19 protein-coding genes are annotated in these 15,691 nt (G+C 70.9%); 6 read left to right on the plus strand and 13 right to left on the minus strand.

Going from position 1 to position 15,691, the window contains the following annotated elements; all coding sequences use genetic code 11:
* Positions 1 to 51: 51 nt before the first annotated feature.
* Positions 52 to 1,191, plus strand: a complete 1,140-nt coding sequence (locus AB0O34_RS16310) for an Mrp/NBP35 family ATP-binding protein (RefSeq protein WP_363916206.1) — start codon at positions 52 to 54, stop codon at positions 1,189 to 1,191.
* 72 nt (positions 1,192 to 1,263) lie between these two features.
* Here the strand turns inward: AB0O34_RS16310 and AB0O34_RS16315 are convergent, their stop codons facing one another.
* The 4 genes from AB0O34_RS16315 to sigE all read right to left on the minus strand — a co-directional run bounded on the left by AB0O34_RS16315 (position 1,264) and on the right by sigE (position 4,711).
* Positions 1,264 to 1,638 carry a sec-independent translocase gene (locus tag AB0O34_RS16315; protein ID WP_363916207.1) on the minus strand — a complete coding sequence of 125 codons (375 nt, stop codon included), beginning with the start codon at positions 1,636 to 1,638 and terminating at the stop codon, positions 1,264 to 1,266.
* A 120-nt stretch (positions 1,639 to 1,758) separates the two neighbouring features.
* Positions 1,759 to 3,369, minus strand: a complete 1,611-nt coding sequence (locus AB0O34_RS16320; protein WP_363916208.1) for a trypsin-like peptidase domain-containing protein — start codon at positions 3,367 to 3,369, stop codon at positions 1,759 to 1,761.
* Between the two features lie 161 nt (positions 3,370 to 3,530).
* Entirely contained in the window at positions 3,531 to 4,055 is a 525-nt protein-coding gene (locus AB0O34_RS16325) for an anti-sigma factor (protein WP_363916209.1), read from the minus strand.
* On the minus strand, positions 4,052 to 4,711 hold the full coding sequence (gene sigE, locus AB0O34_RS16330; protein WP_363916210.1) for an RNA polymerase sigma factor SigE: 660 nt from the start codon (positions 4,709 to 4,711) through the stop codon (positions 4,052 to 4,054). Before sigE ends, AB0O34_RS16325 begins: the two co-directional genes overlap by 4 nt.
* A gap of 189 nt (positions 4,712 to 4,900) precedes the next feature.
* Between sigE and AB0O34_RS16335 the strand changes: the two genes are divergently transcribed.
* Positions 4,901 to 5,551 (plus strand): O-methyltransferase, encoded by a 651-nt coding sequence (locus tag AB0O34_RS16335; protein WP_363916211.1) that lies wholly within the window; start codon positions 4,901 to 4,903, stop codon positions 5,549 to 5,551.
* A gap of 3 nt (positions 5,552 to 5,554) precedes the next feature.
* Here AB0O34_RS16335 and AB0O34_RS16340 read toward each other — a convergent pair whose 3' ends face one another.
* Both AB0O34_RS16340 and AB0O34_RS16345 read right to left on the minus strand, forming a co-directional pair.
* Positions 5,555 to 6,994, minus strand: coding sequence for a leucyl aminopeptidase (locus AB0O34_RS16340; protein ID WP_363916212.1), 1,440 nt, complete (start codon positions 6,992 to 6,994; stop codon positions 5,555 to 5,557).
* A 107-nt stretch (positions 6,995 to 7,101) separates the two neighbouring features.
* A complete protein-coding gene (locus tag AB0O34_RS16345) occupies positions 7,102 to 7,269 on the minus strand; it encodes a DUF3117 domain-containing protein (RefSeq protein ID WP_114033903.1) in 168 nt (55 codons plus the stop codon).
* 144 nt (positions 7,270 to 7,413) lie between these two features.
* Between AB0O34_RS16345 and AB0O34_RS16350 the strand changes: the two genes are divergently transcribed.
* Together AB0O34_RS16350 and AB0O34_RS16355 are read left to right on the plus strand one after the other, a co-directional pair.
* Positions 7,414 to 7,944 (plus strand): hypothetical protein, encoded by a 531-nt coding sequence (locus tag AB0O34_RS16350; protein WP_363916213.1) that lies wholly within the window; start codon positions 7,414 to 7,416, stop codon positions 7,942 to 7,944.
* Entirely contained in the window at positions 7,944 to 8,750 is an 807-nt protein-coding gene (locus AB0O34_RS16355; protein WP_363916214.1) for an enoyl-CoA hydratase-related protein, read from the plus strand. Before AB0O34_RS16350 ends, AB0O34_RS16355 begins: the two co-directional genes overlap by 1 nt.
* Before the next feature lie 16 nt (positions 8,751 to 8,766).
* On the opposite strand, the gene AB0O34_RS16360 is transcribed toward AB0O34_RS16355, so the two are convergent.
* Both AB0O34_RS16360 and AB0O34_RS16365 read right to left on the minus strand, forming a co-directional pair.
* The gene (locus AB0O34_RS16360; protein ID WP_363916215.1) at positions 8,767 to 9,324 is read right to left on the minus strand and encodes a DNA-3-methyladenine glycosylase I; all 558 of its coding nucleotides are present in this window, start codon (positions 9,322 to 9,324) and stop codon (positions 8,767 to 8,769) included.
* Positions 9,325 to 9,381: 57 nt separating this feature from the next.
* On the minus strand, positions 9,382 to 10,176 hold the full coding sequence (locus AB0O34_RS16365; RefSeq protein WP_363916216.1) for a hypothetical protein: 795 nt from the start codon (positions 10,174 to 10,176) through the stop codon (positions 9,382 to 9,384).
* 118 nt (positions 10,177 to 10,294) lie between these two features.
* Here AB0O34_RS16365 and AB0O34_RS16370 point away from each other — a divergent pair, with 118 nt between their 5' ends.
* A complete protein-coding gene (locus AB0O34_RS16370) occupies positions 10,295 to 10,579 on the plus strand; it encodes a hypothetical protein (protein ID WP_363916217.1) in 285 nt (94 codons plus the stop codon).
* Here AB0O34_RS16370 and AB0O34_RS16375 read toward each other — a convergent pair.
* The 4 genes from AB0O34_RS16375 to AB0O34_RS16390 all read right to left on the minus strand — a co-directional run bounded on the left by AB0O34_RS16375 (position 10,556) and on the right by AB0O34_RS16390 (position 14,126).
* Complete coding sequence (locus AB0O34_RS16375; protein WP_363916247.1) at positions 10,556 to 11,143, minus strand: TIGR00730 family Rossman fold protein; 588 nt, start codon at positions 11,141 to 11,143, stop codon at positions 10,556 to 10,558. The genes AB0O34_RS16370 and AB0O34_RS16375 overlap by 24 nt on opposite strands.
* Positions 11,144 to 11,197: 54 nt before the next feature.
* Positions 11,198 to 11,959, minus strand: coding sequence for a TIGR00730 family Rossman fold protein (locus AB0O34_RS16380; RefSeq protein ID WP_363916218.1), 762 nt, complete (start codon positions 11,957 to 11,959; stop codon positions 11,198 to 11,200).
* Between the two features lie 258 nt (positions 11,960 to 12,217).
* Positions 12,218 to 13,297 (minus strand): succinyl-diaminopimelate desuccinylase, encoded by a 1,080-nt coding sequence (dapE, locus tag AB0O34_RS16385; protein WP_363916219.1) that lies wholly within the window; start codon positions 13,295 to 13,297, stop codon positions 12,218 to 12,220.
* On the minus strand, positions 13,290 to 14,126 hold the full coding sequence (locus AB0O34_RS16390; protein WP_363916220.1) for a 2,3,4,5-tetrahydropyridine-2,6-dicarboxylate N-succinyltransferase: 837 nt from the start codon (positions 14,124 to 14,126) through the stop codon (positions 13,290 to 13,292). Before AB0O34_RS16390 ends, dapE begins: the two co-directional genes overlap by 8 nt.
* A gap of 143 nt (positions 14,127 to 14,269) precedes the next feature.
* On the opposite strand from AB0O34_RS16390, the gene AB0O34_RS16395 reads away from it, so the two are divergent.
* Positions 14,270 to 15,013 (plus strand): hypothetical protein, encoded by a 744-nt coding sequence (locus AB0O34_RS16395; RefSeq protein WP_363916221.1) that lies wholly within the window; start codon positions 14,270 to 14,272, stop codon positions 15,011 to 15,013.
* An 11-nt stretch (positions 15,014 to 15,024) separates the two neighbouring features.
* On the opposite strand, the gene AB0O34_RS16400 is transcribed toward AB0O34_RS16395, so the two are convergent.
* Positions 15,025 to 15,684, minus strand: a complete 660-nt coding sequence (locus AB0O34_RS16400; RefSeq protein WP_363916223.1) for a DUF4178 domain-containing protein — start codon at positions 15,682 to 15,684, stop codon at positions 15,025 to 15,027.
* Between the last annotated feature and the right edge of the window lie 7 nt (positions 15,685 to 15,691).

Genomic DNA, 15,691 nt, shown 5'->3' on the forward strand with positions numbered 1-15,691 from the left:
CGAGAGGGTGCGGAGTTCGTCGGATCGGCCCTGGGTTCGTAGCATGGATCCATGGCACCAACCCCAGAATTGGTGACGGCTGCGTTGGCAACGGTCAACGACCCGGAAATCCGCCGGCCGATCACCGACCTTGACATGGTCAAGAGCGTCGATATCTCCCCCGATGGGGTGGTGCGAGTCGGGGTCTACTTGACCGTCGCGGGCTGCCCCATGCGCGACACCATCACCCGCGAGGTGACCGCCGCCGTCTCCAAGGTGGACGGCGTCACCGGCGTCCACGTCGACCTCGACGTCATGAGCACCGAGCAGCGCAAGACCCTGCAGACCAAGCTGCGCGGCAACCGAGGTCCCGAGAAGGAGATCCCGTTCGCCAAGCCGGGCTCGCTGACCCGGGTCTTCGCCGTCGCGAGCGGCAAGGGCGGGGTCGGCAAGTCGTCGGTCACCGTCAACCTCGCCGCGTCGATGGCGGCGTCGGGTCTCAAGGTCGGCGTCCTGGACGCGGACATCTACGGGCACTCCATCCCCCGCATGCTCGGGGTCAGCGATCGTCCGACCAAGGTCGAGGACATGATCATGCCGCCGGTGGCGCATGACATCAAGGTGATCTCGGTCGGCATGTTCAAGCCGCCGGGCAACACCCCGGTGGTGTGGCGCGGGCCGATGCTCGACCGCGCGCTGCACCAGTTCCTCGCCGACGTCTACTGGGGAGACCTCGACGTCCTTCTCATGGACCTGCCCCCGGGCACCGGCGACATCGCCATCTCCGTCGCGCAGCGCATGCCGGGCGCGGAGATCCTGGTCGTGACCACCCCGCAGCAGGCCGCGGCGGAGGTCGCGGAGCGGGCCGGGTCCATCGCCACGCAGACCCACCAGCAGATCGCCGGCGTCATCGAGAACATGGCCTGGCTCCCCTGCCCCCACTGCGACGAGCGCATCGCGGTCTTCGGGGAGGGCGGTGGCCAGGCCGTCGCCGACGGGCTGACCCGCACCCTCGGATCCCGGGTGCCGCTGCTCGGCCAGGTCCCGATCGACCTGCGCCTGCGCGAGGGGGGCGACAACGGCAAGCCGCTCGTGCTCACCGACCCCGACTCGCCCGCCGCGATGGAGCTCCGGCGCATCGCCGAGGGCCTGAGCAAGAAGTCGGGCAGCATCAAGGGCCTCCAGCTCGGACTGTCCCCATCCGGCCGCTGAAGCCCCGCCACAACGCAGCGGAGGGGCCATCCCTGTGACGGGATGGCCCCTCTTTCGCGTGTAGCCGAAGGCTCAGGTGGCCTCGGAGTCGTACGGCGGGATCTCGCCGTATCCCAGCTCGCCGGCGCCCGCCGTGGCGAAGGAGCCGACGGGGGAATCGGAGTAGTCCGGGGTGTTCTCGGCGGCGGGCCGGTTCCAGTCGTCCTCGAGATCCTGCAGGAGGTGCTTCCTGACGAAGTTCTTCGGATGCAGGTCGGTGGGGTCGAAGTTGGCGAACTCGGGGCCGAGGTTGTCCTGCAGGTCGGTCTTGGCGTTGTTGGCCATCTGCCTGACCTGGCGCAGCATGCCGCCCGCCTGCTTGGCGGCCTGCGGAAGCTTCTCAGGCCCGAAGACGAGCAGGGCGATGACCACGAGTGCCAGAACCTCAGGCCAGCCGAGTCCGAACACGGTGATCTCCTACGCTCTCCTGTGCCCACGCCTGCCGTTGACCGGGACCGTCCAACGGCGACCTGGCTACATCCAGACTAATACCCCGGTCCGGCAATGGGCACCAAACAGGACACCCGATCATGAAGGCTGCGGCGTCGGGACCGGAACGGCGTCGATGATCACGGTGGCGGTCTTCTCCTGGCCACCGCGCTGGTACTTGACGGTCACCTTGTCGCCGGGCGCCTTGCTCCTGATCGTGACGATCAGCTCGGACGGCTGGGTCATGGGCGTGCCGTCGATCTCCAGGATGACGTCGCCCGGCTTCAGGCCCGCCTTGTCGGCCGGGCCGCCGGCGATCACCGGCTCCTGCCCCTGCTCCGTGGCGGTGGCGATGCGGACCCCGTCGCCCTGGTAGTTCTCGTCGAGCTGGACGCCGATGCGCGACTTCTTCGCCGAGCCGGTGGTGACCAGCTCCTCGGCGATCCGCCGCACGTGGTTGACCGGGATGGAGAAGCCCAGCCCGATGCTGCCGCTCTGTGAGCCGAACGAGCTGTTGCCGAGCGTCGCGATCGCGGAGTTGACGCCGATCACCTCGCCGGCGGCGTTCACCAGCGGGCCACCGGAGTTGCCCGGGTTGATCGCCGCGTCGGTCTGGATGGCGTTGATGAACGACGACTCGGACCCGCTCTCGCCGCCCGCGGTGACGGGACGGTTGAGCGAGCTCACGATGCCCGTCGTCACGGTGCCGGTGAGCCCGAGGGGCGAGCCGATCGCGATGACGGGGTCGCCCACGACGACCCGGTCGGAGTTGCCCAGAGTGATCTCGGGGGCGCCGAAGGTCTGGTCGGGCTTGACGACGGCGATGTCGGAGCTCGGGTCGCGTCCGACGATCTTGCCGGTGGTCGACTTCTTGGTGCTGAACGTCACCTTGATGTTGCCGGTCTGCGCCGCCGCGGCCACCACGTGGTTGTTGGTGACGATGTAGCCGCCCTTGATCAGGAAGCCGGAGCCGGTGCCCGCCTCGTTGTTGCCCTTCACGTCGAGCGAGACCACGCTCGGGAGGACCCTTGAGGCGACGCCCGCCACCGAGTCGGGCGCGCGGTTGACGATCGCGCCGGTCGGCGTGCCGAGGCTGTAGGAGGGGTCGACGCCCGAGCCGTGGCGGGTGAGCAGGTAGGTGCCGACGCTCCCGGCCGTCGAGGCCACCAGGGCGATCACGACGGCGAGGGCCGTGAGCGTCCCGGTCTTCGGCCCGCGTGCGGCAGCGGCTTCCGCGCGGGGGGCGCCGGGAGGCGGAGCCCAGCCGGGACCCATGCCGAAGGGGTTGAGCGGAGGAGGCGGCGGGGTCGGCCCGAAGGGGCCGCCGGGCGAGGGCGGCAGAGGCCCGCCGGACGGGTTGCCCCAGCCGGACTCCTCGCCACCGTGACGCGGCGCGTCGGCCGCGAACGGGATCGGCCCGGTGTTGTCGTTGCCGAAGGGGTCGCGCCCCGCGTCGGCGGGGGCGAAGGGATCACGGCCCGCACCGCTCGCGGGGGCGAAGGGATCGCGGCCTCCGCCGCTCGCCGCGAAGGGGTTGGGCCCGGTGAACGCGTCGGGGCCGCTCGTGGGCCACCCCTCGGAGGCGGGCAGGAACTCGGGCCTGACGCGCATCCCGCTGGAGCCGGTGGACCCCGACGCCGAGCCTTCCCAGGAATGCTGGGAGGGAGTGGCCACGTCCCCTGAATCGAAGGTACGTGTCTCGTCGGTCATCGAACGCTCACTCCCGAGGCCAGTCAACGTGGGCTACGCCAGATTCTCGCTCGGACCCCATACGAGCGCCGTAAGCCCGCGCCCGGAAGGGTCCATCCGATCGTATGCCCGCGTCGGCGTGAACGGCACGGACGGGGGGAGTGGTGACCCGTGTCCCCGGGTCAGGGTTGCCGGGAAGTCGTGCCGGTGCGCCCCGGCATGACCTGACCTGCCGGAGTGGTGGCGCGGTGCTGGTTGGCGAACATCTCGACCGGCGGGGCCGACGGCCTGCTCTCGGCGCCTCCGACCATGAACAGCGTGCCGAGCGCGACGGCCGCCGACGCGACGCCGACCGCCACATAACCCGCGCGCCGGCCGCCCGAGCGGCCGGGCCCCGCGAAACCGCCGCTGCGCCGCGGCCTGTTGTCGATCGGAGCGCTGGTCAGAGAGTAGGACGGGTTCGGAAACGGACGCACCCGCGGCGGGAGCGGCCCGCCGGGCTCGGACATCCGCAGAAGGGACATCGTGAGGTCCGCCGGGACGGCGGGCGGGTCGAGTGATCGAAGACGGCTCTTGAGCGCCCTGATCGCATCGAGCTCTGCGCGGCAGTCCGCGCAGAACGTCAGATGCGCCAGAGCACGCTCTCGCTCGGCGTGACCAAGCTCACCGTCAAGGAGCGCGGAAGCGCGCTCTCCGAGATGGCTCATGCTCCCTCCCTGCTAACGGTCGGGGGGAGTTCGTCGCGACGGGGTGCCCGGTGCTCGAGTGCCTCCCGCAACTGGCTGCGACCGCGATGGATGCGGCTGCGAACGGTGCCCAGCTTGACGCCGAGCGTCGCCGCGATCTCCTCGTAGGACAGGCCCTCGATGTCGCACAGCACCACGGCCGCACGGAACTCGGGCTGGAGCGCGTCGAGAGCCGCCTGGATGTCGGGCTCCAGCTGGGAGTCGTCGAACACCTGGGCCGGAGACGGCTCACGCCCGCGCAGACGCTCGGCGGCGTCGTCGCCGAGCCCCTCGAACCGGATGCGCTGCCTGCGCCGCGCCATGTCCAGGAAGAGGTTCGTGGTGATGCGGTGCAGCCATCCCTCGAAGGTGCCCGGGGTGTAGCTGGACAGCGAACGGAACACCCGGACGAAGACCTCCTGCGTGAGGTCCTCGGCGTCGTGGATGTTGCCGGTGAGCCTGTAGGCCAGCCGGTAGACGCGCGCCGAATGGTCGCGGACGACCTCCTCCCATGTCGGAGGTGTCCAGCCTCCATCGGGCAGCCGGGGGTCTCCCCCCGGAAACGCGCTGTCGGGAGTATCAGCCTGGTGGTTGTCGTCCACCAGCACTCCTCTCTCCGGGACCACCGCTACAGCCATAGTGCCTGCTTTCGTCCCTTCCTGCGTACCCACGAACCAACGAGGCCGGACTGTGTTCTTTGACGCCCTTGAACAAAGGTCGTTCAAAGCGTGCAACGTACCCGTTGTGGCGTGAGTTCCCGTTCGGCCCCGACTCCCCTAGGCTGCGACCAATACGTGCGTACGGCGAAAGCGGGGAGGGAGAGGCCGATGGCCCCGACGCCGACTGATCCGGTGGAGGCCACGCTGGCCTACGCGGAGGAGTTCCATCCCGAAGACGAGGTGCTGCTGGCCGCCAGGCGGCGCGGCACCGAGGTGGGGGCCGTTCCCATCCTGCCCGGTGGCGGCGCGGCGCTGTGCTTCATGGCGACGGCGATCAGCGCGAGATCCGTGGTCGAGGTCGGCACCGGCTGCGGTGTCTCGGGACTGTGGCTGCTGCGCGGCATGCGGCCGGACGGCACGCTGACCAGCGTCGACGTCGAGCCCGACCACCAGCGGCTGGCCCGCCAGGCCTTCGCCGAGGCGGGGTTCTCCGGCAGCAAGATCCGCCTGATCGGCGGGCGCGCCCTGGATGTGCTCCCCCGTCTGGCCGACGGCGGCTACGACCTGGTGTTCTGCGACGCCGCCAAGCAGGAGTACGGCGACTACCTCGCCGAGGCGGTACGCCTGCTACGGCTTGGCGGCATCGTCGCCTTCGACAACGCGCTGTGGCACAACCGGGTGGCCGACCCGGCACAGCGCGATCCCGACACCGTCGCGATCCGCGAGCTGGGCAAGCTGATCAAGACGGACGAACGGCTGCGGGCCCTGATGATGCCCCTGGGTGACGGGCTCCTCGCAGCCATCAAGATCGCGAACTAGGAGCTACGACAGACCCCGGCCCAGCCACTCCAGCATCAGACGGGTGCCGAACCCGGTCGCGCCCTTGGTCATGACGCCGTCGTCGGTGGTGCTGCGGGACACCCCCGCGATGTCGAGGTGGGCCCAGCGCCGCCCGCCGGTGAACTCCCGCAGGAACAGCGCCGCGGTGACCGCGCCCGCGCCGAACTTGCCCTCGGCGTCGACGTTGGACAGGTCGGCCACCGGGGAGTCGAGGGCCGGCCGGTAGTCCTCGATCAGCGGCATGCGCCACAGGGGGTCGCCGGACGCCTTGCCGGCCTCCAGCAGTTCCTTGGCCAGATCGTCGCTGGAGGAGAAGACCGCCCCGATGTCGCGCCCGAGGGCGATGCCGATGGCTCCGGTGAGCGTGGCGAGGTCGACCACGGTGTCCGGGTCGAGGACGTCGTCCGCGTACGCGAGGGCGTCCGCGAGCACCAGCCTGCCCTCGGCGTCGGTGTTGAGCACCTCGACCGTGCGGCCTCCGTAGTGCGTGATCACGTCGCCGGGCCGCTGGGCCGTGCCTGACGGCATGTTCTCGGCGGCGGCCACCAGACCGGTCACCCGGGTGCGCACGCCGAGATCACGCAACGCGCCGAGGACGGCGATCACCACCGCGCCGCCCGCCATGTCGGTCTTCATGAACTTCATGCCGTCGGTGGGCTTGAGTGACAGGCCGCCGCTGTCGAAGGTGATGCCCTTGCCCACCAGCACGACGTGGGTGCCGTCGGTGTCCTCGGGCTGGTAGGACAGCTGGATGAGCCGCGGCGGGCTCGCCGAGCCCTGCCCGACCGCGAGGATGCCCCCGAAGCCGCCCGCGGCGAGCTCGTCCTCCGCCCACACCTTGGAGGTCAGGCCTGAGCGCTCGGCGACCTCGACGGCGCGGTCGGCCAGCCAGGCCGGGGTCTTCTCCGAGGACGGCATGTTGGACAGGTCGCGCGTGAGAGCCGTGGCACGGGCCACCACCTCGGCCCGGAGGACGGCCTGCCGGGCCTCCTCGGGCCCGGAGAAGCGGATCTCCTCGACCGCCTTGGTGCGGCTCGCGCCGATCCGCATGGTGTAGGAGGCGAGCAGGGCGCCTTCGGCCAGGGCCGACCACCCCTGCTCTCCGGCGTCGCGCGGGAGGGTGACGTCGATCGAGGGCCGTCCCTTGGCCCGGCGCGCGACGGCGGCGCCGGCCTTGCGCAGCGCGCGAGGCGTGCCGTCGCCGATGCCGTAGAGCAGCACCCGTCGCACGGTGTCCCCGCGCGCCACGGGCACCTCCACGACCTCGCCTGGCTCACCCTTGGACTCGTGCTCGGCCAGCAGTGCCGGGACCGGCACGGGAAGCTTCACGTCCGCGGAGAGGTCGCTACGGAATGGGACGGCGAGCAGGTCGGCGTCCTGCGCCGGGGGGTCGATGAATCGCAGCGCGGTCTCAATGGGCATGGTGGTCCTCCCCTGCCTGGATGTGCGACAGCCCCGGCATGGGGGCGCGCGGCCCGGCCGCCGGGGCCGTCAAGTCGCCTGTGTCGATGAGTTGTGTCAGGGGTATGTCAGCCGACGACGTTCTTCAGAGCGTCGCCAAGGGCTCTGGCCTCGTCTGGTGAGAGCTCGACGACGAGTCGCCCGCCACCCTCGAGAGGGACCCGCATGACAATGCCCCGTCCTTCCTTGGTGACCTCCAGCGGACCGTCGCCGGTCCGCGGCTTCATCGCCGCCATGCGTATATCCCTTCCTGCCTCGGCCTGCGCGATGCCGGAACGCGCCTGTCCGCGCCCGGCCGCCCGCCGCTTTCACGTCTTCTGTGACGTCCCATTATCCCGCCTCGCGAGCGCGCATGGGTAACGATCTCCTCCCAGAATGCGTTGTCCGGGGCCCTTGCGCCGATCAAACTGGTCTATGTGAACGCCCGCGCCGCGCTTTTCGACCTCTACGGAGACCACCTGCGAATCCGTGCCGGAAAGGCGTCCGTGGCCGCGCTGGTCCGGCTTCTCGCCCCGCTGGACATCGCCGCACCCGCCGTCCGCACCGCGATCTCCCGCATGGTGCGGCAGGACTGGCTCGCGCCTGTGCGGCTCCCTCAGGGGCCCGGGTACGCGCTGACGCCCAAGAGCGTCCGGCGCCTTGACGAGACCGCCGTGCGCGTTTACCGCACCGGCTCGGCCCCGTGGCCGGGGCGCTGGCACGTGCTCGTCTTCCAACCCGTACGCGAGCGGGCGACGCGCGAGCGGCTGCGCGCCGACCTGTCCTTCCTCGGCTACGCCCCCTCACCGGAGCTCCTGCCCCCGGCCTGGCCAGGAGACGAGGCCCGCGCCTACTTCGAGCAGGAGGCCGCCCGGCTGCTGCCGGCGGCGGCCGCCTTCGTCGACCACAACCTGGACAAGGGAGTCCACTGATGGATCAGCGACCTGACCTCACCTCCGAGCACGTCCTGTACTCCGTCGAGGACGGCGTCGCCACGATCACGCTGAACCGCCCGGACGCCATGAACGCGCTGACCATCCAAATGAAGGCCGCCCTGCTGGAGGCGCTGGAGCGGGCCCGCGACGACGCGGGCGCGAGGGCGGTGCTGCTCACGGGCGCGGGGCGCGGCTTCTGCGCCGGGCAGGACCTGCGGGAGCACGCGAGCAACCTGGACGCGGGCGTGGGCCTCGACAACACCGTCCGCGCCCACTACAACCCGATCATCTTGACGATCACCGGGATGGGCAAGCCGGTGGTCGCCGCCGTCAACGGCATCGCCGCCGGCGCGGGCGCCTCGCTGGCCTTCGCCTGCGACTTCCGGATCGCGGCCGACGGCGCCAAGTTCGCCATGGCCTTCAGCGGCATCGGCCTCGCCCCCGACTCGGGGGCCTCCTGGACGCTTCCGAGGCTCGTCGGCCCGGCCAGGGCGCGCGAGCTGCTGGTGCTGGGCGAGCCCGTGGGGGCCGCGAAGGCGCTGGAGCTGGGCATGGTGACCTCCGTCGTCCCCGCCGGGGAGCTGGCCGCGCGTGCCCGGGAGCTGGCCGTACGGCTCGCACAGGGGCCGACGGTGGCCTACGGGGCGATCAAGCAGGCGCTCGACTTCTCGGCCGCGCACTCCCTGGAGGACTCCCTGGAGGTGGAGGCCGACCTCCAGGACACGTGCGCCAAGTCGGAGGACCACCACAACGCCACCCGGGCCTTCCTGGCCAAGGAGCGTCCCGTCTTCGAGGGCCGCTGACCCCCCCGCGGCGGCGTCAGGCGATGCGGTCGCGCACCCAGCACTCGGCGACGTGGTCGTTGACCAGGCCGATCGCCTGCATGAGGGCGTAGGCCGTCGTCGGGCCGACGAAGCGGAAGCCGTGGTGCTTCAGCTCCTTGGCCAGGGCCTTGGACGCCGCCGACGTCGCCGGGACGTCGGCGAGCGTCTTCGGGCCGGGCGCGGCCGGGTCGGCGTACCGCCAGACCAGCTCGGAGACGCCTCCGGGCAGCTCGACGGCGGCGCGGGCGTTGGCGATCGTCGCCTCGATCTTGGCCCGGTTGCGGATGATCCCGGCGTCGGCCAGCAGGCGGTCGACGTCGGGCTCGCCGAACGCGGCGACGGCGGGGATGGAGAACCCGGCGAAGGCCTTACGGAAGTTCTCGCGCTTGCGCAGGATCGTCAGCCAGGAAAGGCCCGACTGGAACGCCTCCAGGGTCAGCCGCTCGAACACCAGGTCGTCGCCGCGAACGGGCCGCCCCCACTCTTCGTCGTGGTAGCGGATGTAGTCGGGCGCGGTGGTCACCCAGCCGCATCGAACAAGCTCAGGAGTCACAGCCCCCGAGGTTACAAGCTCGCGGGCAAAGGCTCACAGGGCGAGGGCGGGCGAGGGTCAGCGGGCCTCTTCGGCCTCTGAGCGGTGGCCGGTCGCGAGACCGCCGCCGTTGGACGCCGAGTGCTTCCCGGGCGGGCTCTTGGGCTCCCCGAAGGATTCGCTTCCGGGCTCCTCGGAAGGGCTCTCGGCCTTGCCGGAGGAGTGCGCTTCGTGCGAAGGCTCCGGCTTCTTCTCCGAGTCGGTGTCCCCGGGGCCCTCAAGGTCCTCTGGCTTGCCCTTGCTGCCGAGCGGGTCGGTGTTCTCGGGGGCCTCCGGCTCGCCCTTGGTGCCGAACGGGTCGGTGTCCTCACCGGGAACCTGGCGCAGGCCGGGGGCCGGGGTGATGGCGTCGAAGAGGTTCTGGTGCCCGCCCGAGGCCATGCCCTCCTCGCCGTCGAGGCCGAGCGGGTGCTCCGCCGTCGCGAAGGCGCCTGTGGCGAGCTCCTGCTCCGTCGCCGGCTCTGACGGGTCCGGCGCCCATGACGGCCGCGCGTACGACTCCTGGCGAGCCTGGAGGCGGCCCGCGAGCAGCTCGGCGACGCGCTGCTCCAGCACGGCGATGTGGGTGTCACGCTCGCCGAGGGCCGTCGCGGCCCGTTGCAACGTCTCGTCGACGCTCTGGGTGTGGTAGCCCACGAGGCTCACCGGCAGCTGCAGTGCCATGAAGTCGACGGCGGTCAGCTGCCCGGGCTCGGGAAGGTCCAGGGGCGGCACGTCGGGGGCGAACTCCGTCAGCTCGCCACCGCGCCCCTGCGAGACCAGCACCACGCAGAACAGCACGGCGAGCGCGGCGACGGCGAGTAGGACCAGCACATACGAATCGTGCCACATCGGTGCCTTTGCGCGCGCCTAGTTGCCAGGGTGCCTTGACCCGCCCCGCGCGTGTGAATGCCGTAGGAGCCCCGGGCCTGGCATGTGACACCATCGGCGCATGACGCCCGTGCTCGTGACCGGACCCGACCGGCCCCTCGACGCCTCCTGGGTCGAGGCCCGCTCGGCCTCCGAGGTCGAGCGGCACGCCCGCGCGGGCCGCACGGTCGCGGTGACCCTGTCGGGGGACGAGACCACGCAGCTCGCGACGGCGGCGGTGTTCGCCTGGCTCGGAGCACGCGTCTTCCGCACCGACCACCAGGAGCAGGTGCGGCTGGCGATCGACATGACCGAGTCGCTGGCCGGGAGGCGCCCCCCGGCGCTAGCCCGCCGCGGCCTCGCCTAGCTCCTCGGCGTTGGGGGTCAGGGTACGGCCCGGCTTTTCCAGGTGCTGCAGCGCCTCCTCGACCGTGGTGGTCCAAAAGATCGCGTCGAAGACGTCGGGACGGGTGAACCCCTCTTCGTACATGCCGTCGACGAGCCGGCGGAGCGGGGCGTACAGGCCCCACGGGTCCAGGATGACCAGCGGCTTGTCGTGCAGGCCCAGCGTGCGCGAGGTCCAGATCTCGAAGAGCTCCTCCAGCGTGCCGATGCCGCCGGGCAGGACGAGGAACGCGTCGGACCTGGCGTCCATGACGCCCTTGCGCTCGCGCATGTCGGCCGTGATGATCAGCTCGTCGGAGTCGGTGTCCGCGATCTCCAGATCGACCAGCGCCTGGGGCATCACGCCGACCGTGCGCCCCCCGGCCTTCCGCGCGGCGCGGGTCACCGCGCCCATGCAGGACACCACGGCGCCGCCGCTGACGAGCGTGTGCCCGCGCCGTCCCAGCTCCGTGCCGACCTCGGTGGCGAGGTCGAGGTACTTGCCGTCGATCTTCTGGCTGGAGGCGCAGAACACGCAGATCGCCATATTCACCCCGGTAACCCTACACAGGACGTCTCGTCGGGAACCGGCGGCGGCCGGTCACATGCCTTGCCGGCCCGCCAGGCGATCTTGGTCGGCCTGCACGATGAGGCTTACCGCCTCGTCGACGTCGTCGGTCACATGGAGCAGGTCGAGGTCCGACGGGGAGATCTTGCCGGTGGCCACGAGGGTTTCGCGGACCCAGTCGAGCAGGCCGCTCCAGAACCGCGTGCCCAGCAGGATGACGGGGAACGAGGTCACCTTGCGGGTCTGGACCAGCGTGAGGGCCTCGAAGAGCTCGTCGAGGGTGCCGAAGCCGCCGGGCAGCGCGATGAACCCGCAGGAGTACTTCACGAACATCGTCTTGCGGACGAAGAAGTAGCGGAACTCTATGCCGAGGTCGACGTAGTCGTTCAGCTTCTGCTCGAAGGGCAGCTCGATGCCGAGCCCCACCGAGACGCCGCCGGCCTGGCGCGCGCCCTTGTTGGCCGCCTCCATGCACCCGGGTCCGCCACCGGTGATGACGGCGTACCCTGCCTCGGCCAGGGCCCTGCCGACCTGCTCGCCGAGCGCGTAGTCGGGGCTGTCCGCGGGAGTGCGCGCGGACCCGAACACGGTGACGGCGGGCGGCAGCTCGGCGAGCTGCCCGAAGCCCTCCACGAACTCGGCCTGGATGCGCAGCACCCGCCAGGGGTCCATGTGCAGCCACTCGGTGGATCCGCGCTGGTCGAGGAGTCTCTCGTCATAGGTGGTGTCGGGGAGGAACTTCCCCCGGACCAGAGATGGTCCCTGACGGCGTTCCTCGCGAGGTGCTTTGTTCATGAGAATCACGCTAACCGTCCGCGCGAGCGCGCAAGCCGGACCGGATGGGGAGGTTTCACAGGGGTCCCAAAGAATCTTGAAAAATCTGCTCGGAGCAGCGGAACCGTTTCTTTGCGAGGCTGCGTCTAAGAGCCGAGGGTGCTGCTCGGGACTGAAAGTGGCTTTCCCCGCCAAATGGCCGGCGAGGAAAGCCACTTTCTTTTGTCCGGACACCCGTACGGCCCCGCTCGGCGAGGCCAGGGCCGGGAACCCGCGCGGTCAGGACGCCGGGGCGCCGAGCCAGGCGAGCATCCTGCGCTCGCACTCGGCGATCGCGGTGAGCGACACGTACTCCCCCTGCTGGTGCGCGACGTTCGGGTCGCCGGGACCGTAGTTCACCGCCGGGACGCCGAGGCCGGAGAAGAGCGAGACGTCGGTCCAGCCCAGCTTGGCCCGGGGAGTCCCGCCGATGGCGCGGGCGAACGCGGCGGCCACGGGATGGGTCAGCCCGGGGCGCGCGCCGGACGCGCCGTCGGTGAACCGAACCTCGTACCCCTCGAAAACCTCGCGCACGTGGGCCTGGGCCTCTTCGAGCGAGAGGTCGGGGGCGAAGCGGTAGTTGACCGTCACCACGCACTCGTCGGGGATGACGTTGCCCGCCACCCCTCCGGCGATGCCGACGGCGTTCAGCCCCTCGTGGTAGGCGAGGCCGTCCACGACCGGCTCGCGCGCCTCGTAGGCGTTCAGCCGGGCGAGGATGGGCGCCACGGCGTGGACGGCGTTGACGCCGTGCCACGACCGGGCGCTGTGGGCCCGCCTGCCCTCGGTGACGACCTGCGCCCGCAGGGTGCCCTGGCAGCCGCCCTCGATCTCGCCTTCTGTGGGCTCCATGAGCACGGCGAAGTCGCCCGCGAGGAGCTCGGGACGGGTGCGGGCGAGCCGCGCCAGCCCGTTGCGGGTGGCCTCGATCTCCTCGCAGTCGTAGAAGACGTACGTGACGTCCCTGCCGGGGCTCGGCACCCCGGCGGCCAGCTTGAGCGCCACGGCGACGCCGCTCTTCATGTCGGAGGTGCCGCAGCCGTACAGCAGGTCGCCCACGACGCGCGAGGGGAGGTTTCCGGCGAGCGGCACGGTGTCGAGGTGGCCCGCGATGACCACCCGCTCGGAAAGCCCGAGCCGCGTGCGGGCCACGACGGCCTCACCGTCGCGGACGACGGTGAGGTGCGGCAGCGGCGCCAGCGCCGCCTCGACGGCGTCCGCCAGGGCCTTCTCGCCGCCGCTGACCGACTCGATGTCGACCAGCGCCGCCGTCAGCGCCCGTACGTCACCGGCGAGGTCGAGCGGCGCCGTGTCAGGCATTGAGGCCGTGCTGGCGCAGGACGTCGTTCAGCTCGGCCTTGTCGTGGCGCTGACCGGCCGCAAGGCGCTTGAGCACCAGGACGCACGGGAGCCCGAAGGTGCCGCCGGGGAACTCCTTGGGGCGCGTGCCGCCGACCGCGACGCACCAGTCGGGGACGTGGCCGCGGCTGATCTCCTCGCCGGTCTGGACGTCGATGACGGGCATGGAGGACGTCAGGATGGTGCCGGCGCCCACCACGGCGCCCTTGCCGACCCGCGCGCCCTCGACGATCATCGAGCGGCTGCCGATCAGCGCCTCGTCCTCGACGACGACCGGGACGGCGTTAGGGGGCTCGAGGACGCCGCCGATGCCCACACCACCCGACAGGTGGACATTCCTGCCGATCTGGGCGCAGGACCCGACCGTGGCCCAGGTGTCCACCATCGTGCCGCTGTCGACATACGCCCCGATGTTGGTGAAGGACGGCATCAGCACGACGCCCGAGGCGAGGTAGGCGCCCCAGCGGGCGATGGCGCCCGGCACCACGCGGACGCCCTCAAGAGAGGTCTTCAGCGGGATGCGGTCGTTGTGGTGGAAGTCGCCGACCTGGCTTCTGACCATGCCGAGGACCCGGAAGCTCAGCAGGATGGCGCGCTTGGCCCGCTCGTCCACGATCACGTCACCGGAGGAGTGGTCGACGAAGGCGACCCGGGCCTTTCCGGTGTCGAGCATGTCCACGGCGCCGACGATCACGCCACGCGCTTCGGCGTCATCGGGGGACAGCTCGGCGCGGCGCTCCCACAACTCGTCCACGGTGGCCGGCAAGGGGCTTTCGAAGGTCTCGCTCATGCAAGGGGAGCTTAGTCCCGCACGGGGACTATGGCTGGGCCGGTAGGTTCTTGTGCGTGGCACGGCGATTCTCACGAGCGGTTCTGACGATTACGGCCATCGTCGTCGTGCTCGGCGTAGCCATATTTTTCGGGATTTATCACTTGCTGAACCAGGCGAAGCCGTTCGCTCTCGGCGAGCACTGCGAGGTGAAGACCACCCTCGGCACGCTCGACCTGGAGATCGAGCAGGCGCAGGTCGCGGCCACGATCGCCGCGGTCGCCACGCGCCGCAAGCTGCCCGAGCGGGCCGTGGAGATCGCCTACGTCACGGCGATCCAGGAGTCCAAGCTGCTGAACCTCCCGTTCGGCGACCGCGACTCGGTAGGAGTGTTCCAGCAGCGCCCCTCGCAGGGCTGGGGCACCGTCGAGCAGCTCCAGGACCCGGTGTACGCCACGCACAAGTTCTTCGCGGCCCTGGTCAAGGTCAAGCGCTACCAGAAGCTGCCGCTGCACGAGGCCGCGCAGGCCGTGCAGCGGTCCGCCGACGGCTCCGCGTACGCCCAGCACGAGGAGGACGCCAAGATCCTGGCGGGCGCCTTCACCGGGCGCGTCCCGAAGGCCGTCCACTGCTGGTACCCGCCCGCCGACAAGCCCGTGCCCTCGCAGACCGCCAAGGCGCGCAAGGAGCTGAGCAGGGCCCTCGGCGACACCTCCAGCACCGGCAACCAGATCAGCGCGGCGACGCAGCGCAGGGGCTGGCTGATCGCCGCCTGGTCCGTCGCCCACGCCCAGAAGTACGGCCTGCACCAAGTGCGCTACGCCGGCGTCGCGTGGAAGTCGGCGACCGGCCACGACGGCTGGCTGACCGACGGCAAGTCCTCGGCGGGGCAGGTCGAGATCGCCTAGCCCCCAAGGGGCTAGAGCATGCGCTCGACGTTGATCGAGCCCGGCGACAGGGGCTGCGCGTAGGCGGCGGTCCAGGCCTGGCCCTGCACCCGGTTGAAGCTCAGCAGCCGCCCGTCGGCGGCGCGGTAGTCGGCGAAGTCGACCAGGCCCCGCTCGGGATAGCCCGTCGTGCCCTCCGACCGGAAGGCCGCGGTCCCGCGGTCGATCGGGAAGAACTCGACGTTCTCCATGATCAGCATGCTCTTCGCGGGCACCATGCCCTGGGTCGGGACCGGCGTCCACAGGTAGACCTCGAGGTGCGGCGGGTCGTCCGGGGTCGCCCCCTCGCGCTCCTCGACCGACAGCCACTGGTAGTGGCGCACCCCCTCTTCGAGGAGGTACTCGATCCACTGGTCGCCCTGCCACGACAGGTGCAGGGCGCCGAGGACACGCGACCGCGATCCCTGGCGGTCGATGGTGTCCCCGACCTTGATCGTCCGTGGATCGAGGTAGTCGGAGTCCAGGACGACAGGGCGGGCCAGCGCCGGGTGCGACGAACTCGGCTCGGGTGCCGGCTCGGGGGGTCTGGGAGCCGGTCGAGCCGTCTTCTCGGGCCGTCGCGTGCCGAGAAAAGCGCCCAGCACCACGACGAAGATGGCTGCGCTCACTGCGAGCACGACCGCAACGGTCATGCCGCGG

This window comes from Sphaerisporangium sp. NPDC088356, assembly GCF_040685555.1.
Lineage (GTDB): Bacteria > Actinomycetota > Actinomycetes > Streptosporangiales > Streptosporangiaceae > Sphaerisporangium.

Coding starts and splice junctions, on each gene's coding strand:
- AB0O34_RS16310 (WP_363916206.1), top strand. CDS start 52: ATGGCACCAACCCCAGAATTGGTGACGGCTGCGTTGGCAACGGTCAAC.
- AB0O34_RS16320 (WP_363916208.1), bottom strand. CDS start 3,369: ATGACCGACGAGACACGTACCTTCGATTCAGGGGACGTGGCCACTCCC.
- AB0O34_RS16325 (WP_363916209.1), bottom strand. CDS start 4,055: ATGAGCCATCTCGGAGAGCGCGCTTCCGCGCTCCTTGACGGTGAGCTT.
- sigE (WP_363916210.1), bottom strand. CDS start 4,711: ATGGCTGTAGCGGTGGTCCCGGAGAGAGGAGTGCTGGTGGACGACAAC.
- AB0O34_RS16335 (WP_363916211.1), top strand. CDS start 4,901: ATGGCCCCGACGCCGACTGATCCGGTGGAGGCCACGCTGGCCTACGCG.
- AB0O34_RS16340 (WP_363916212.1), bottom strand. CDS start 6,994: ATGCCCATTGAGACCGCGCTGCGATTCATCGACCCCCCGGCGCAGGAC.
- AB0O34_RS16345 (WP_114033903.1), bottom strand. CDS start 7,269: ATGGCGGCGATGAAGCCGCGGACCGGCGACGGTCCGCTGGAGGTCACC.
- AB0O34_RS16355 (WP_363916214.1), top strand. CDS start 7,944: ATGGATCAGCGACCTGACCTCACCTCCGAGCACGTCCTGTACTCCGTC.
- AB0O34_RS16370 (WP_363916217.1), top strand. CDS start 10,295: ATGACGCCCGTGCTCGTGACCGGACCCGACCGGCCCCTCGACGCCTCC.
- AB0O34_RS16375 (WP_363916247.1), bottom strand. CDS start 11,143: ATGGCGATCTGCGTGTTCTGCGCCTCCAGCCAGAAGATCGACGGCAAG.
- AB0O34_RS16380 (WP_363916218.1), bottom strand. CDS start 11,959: ATGAACAAAGCACCTCGCGAGGAACGCCGTCAGGGACCATCTCTGGTC.
- dapE (WP_363916219.1), bottom strand. CDS start 13,297: ATGCCTGACACGGCGCCGCTCGACCTCGCCGGTGACGTACGGGCGCTG.
- AB0O34_RS16390 (WP_363916220.1), bottom strand. CDS start 14,126: ATGAGCGAGACCTTCGAAAGCCCCTTGCCGGCCACCGTGGACGAGTTG.
- AB0O34_RS16400 (WP_363916223.1), bottom strand. CDS start 15,684: ATGACCGTTGCGGTCGTGCTCGCAGTGAGCGCAGCCATCTTCGTCGTG.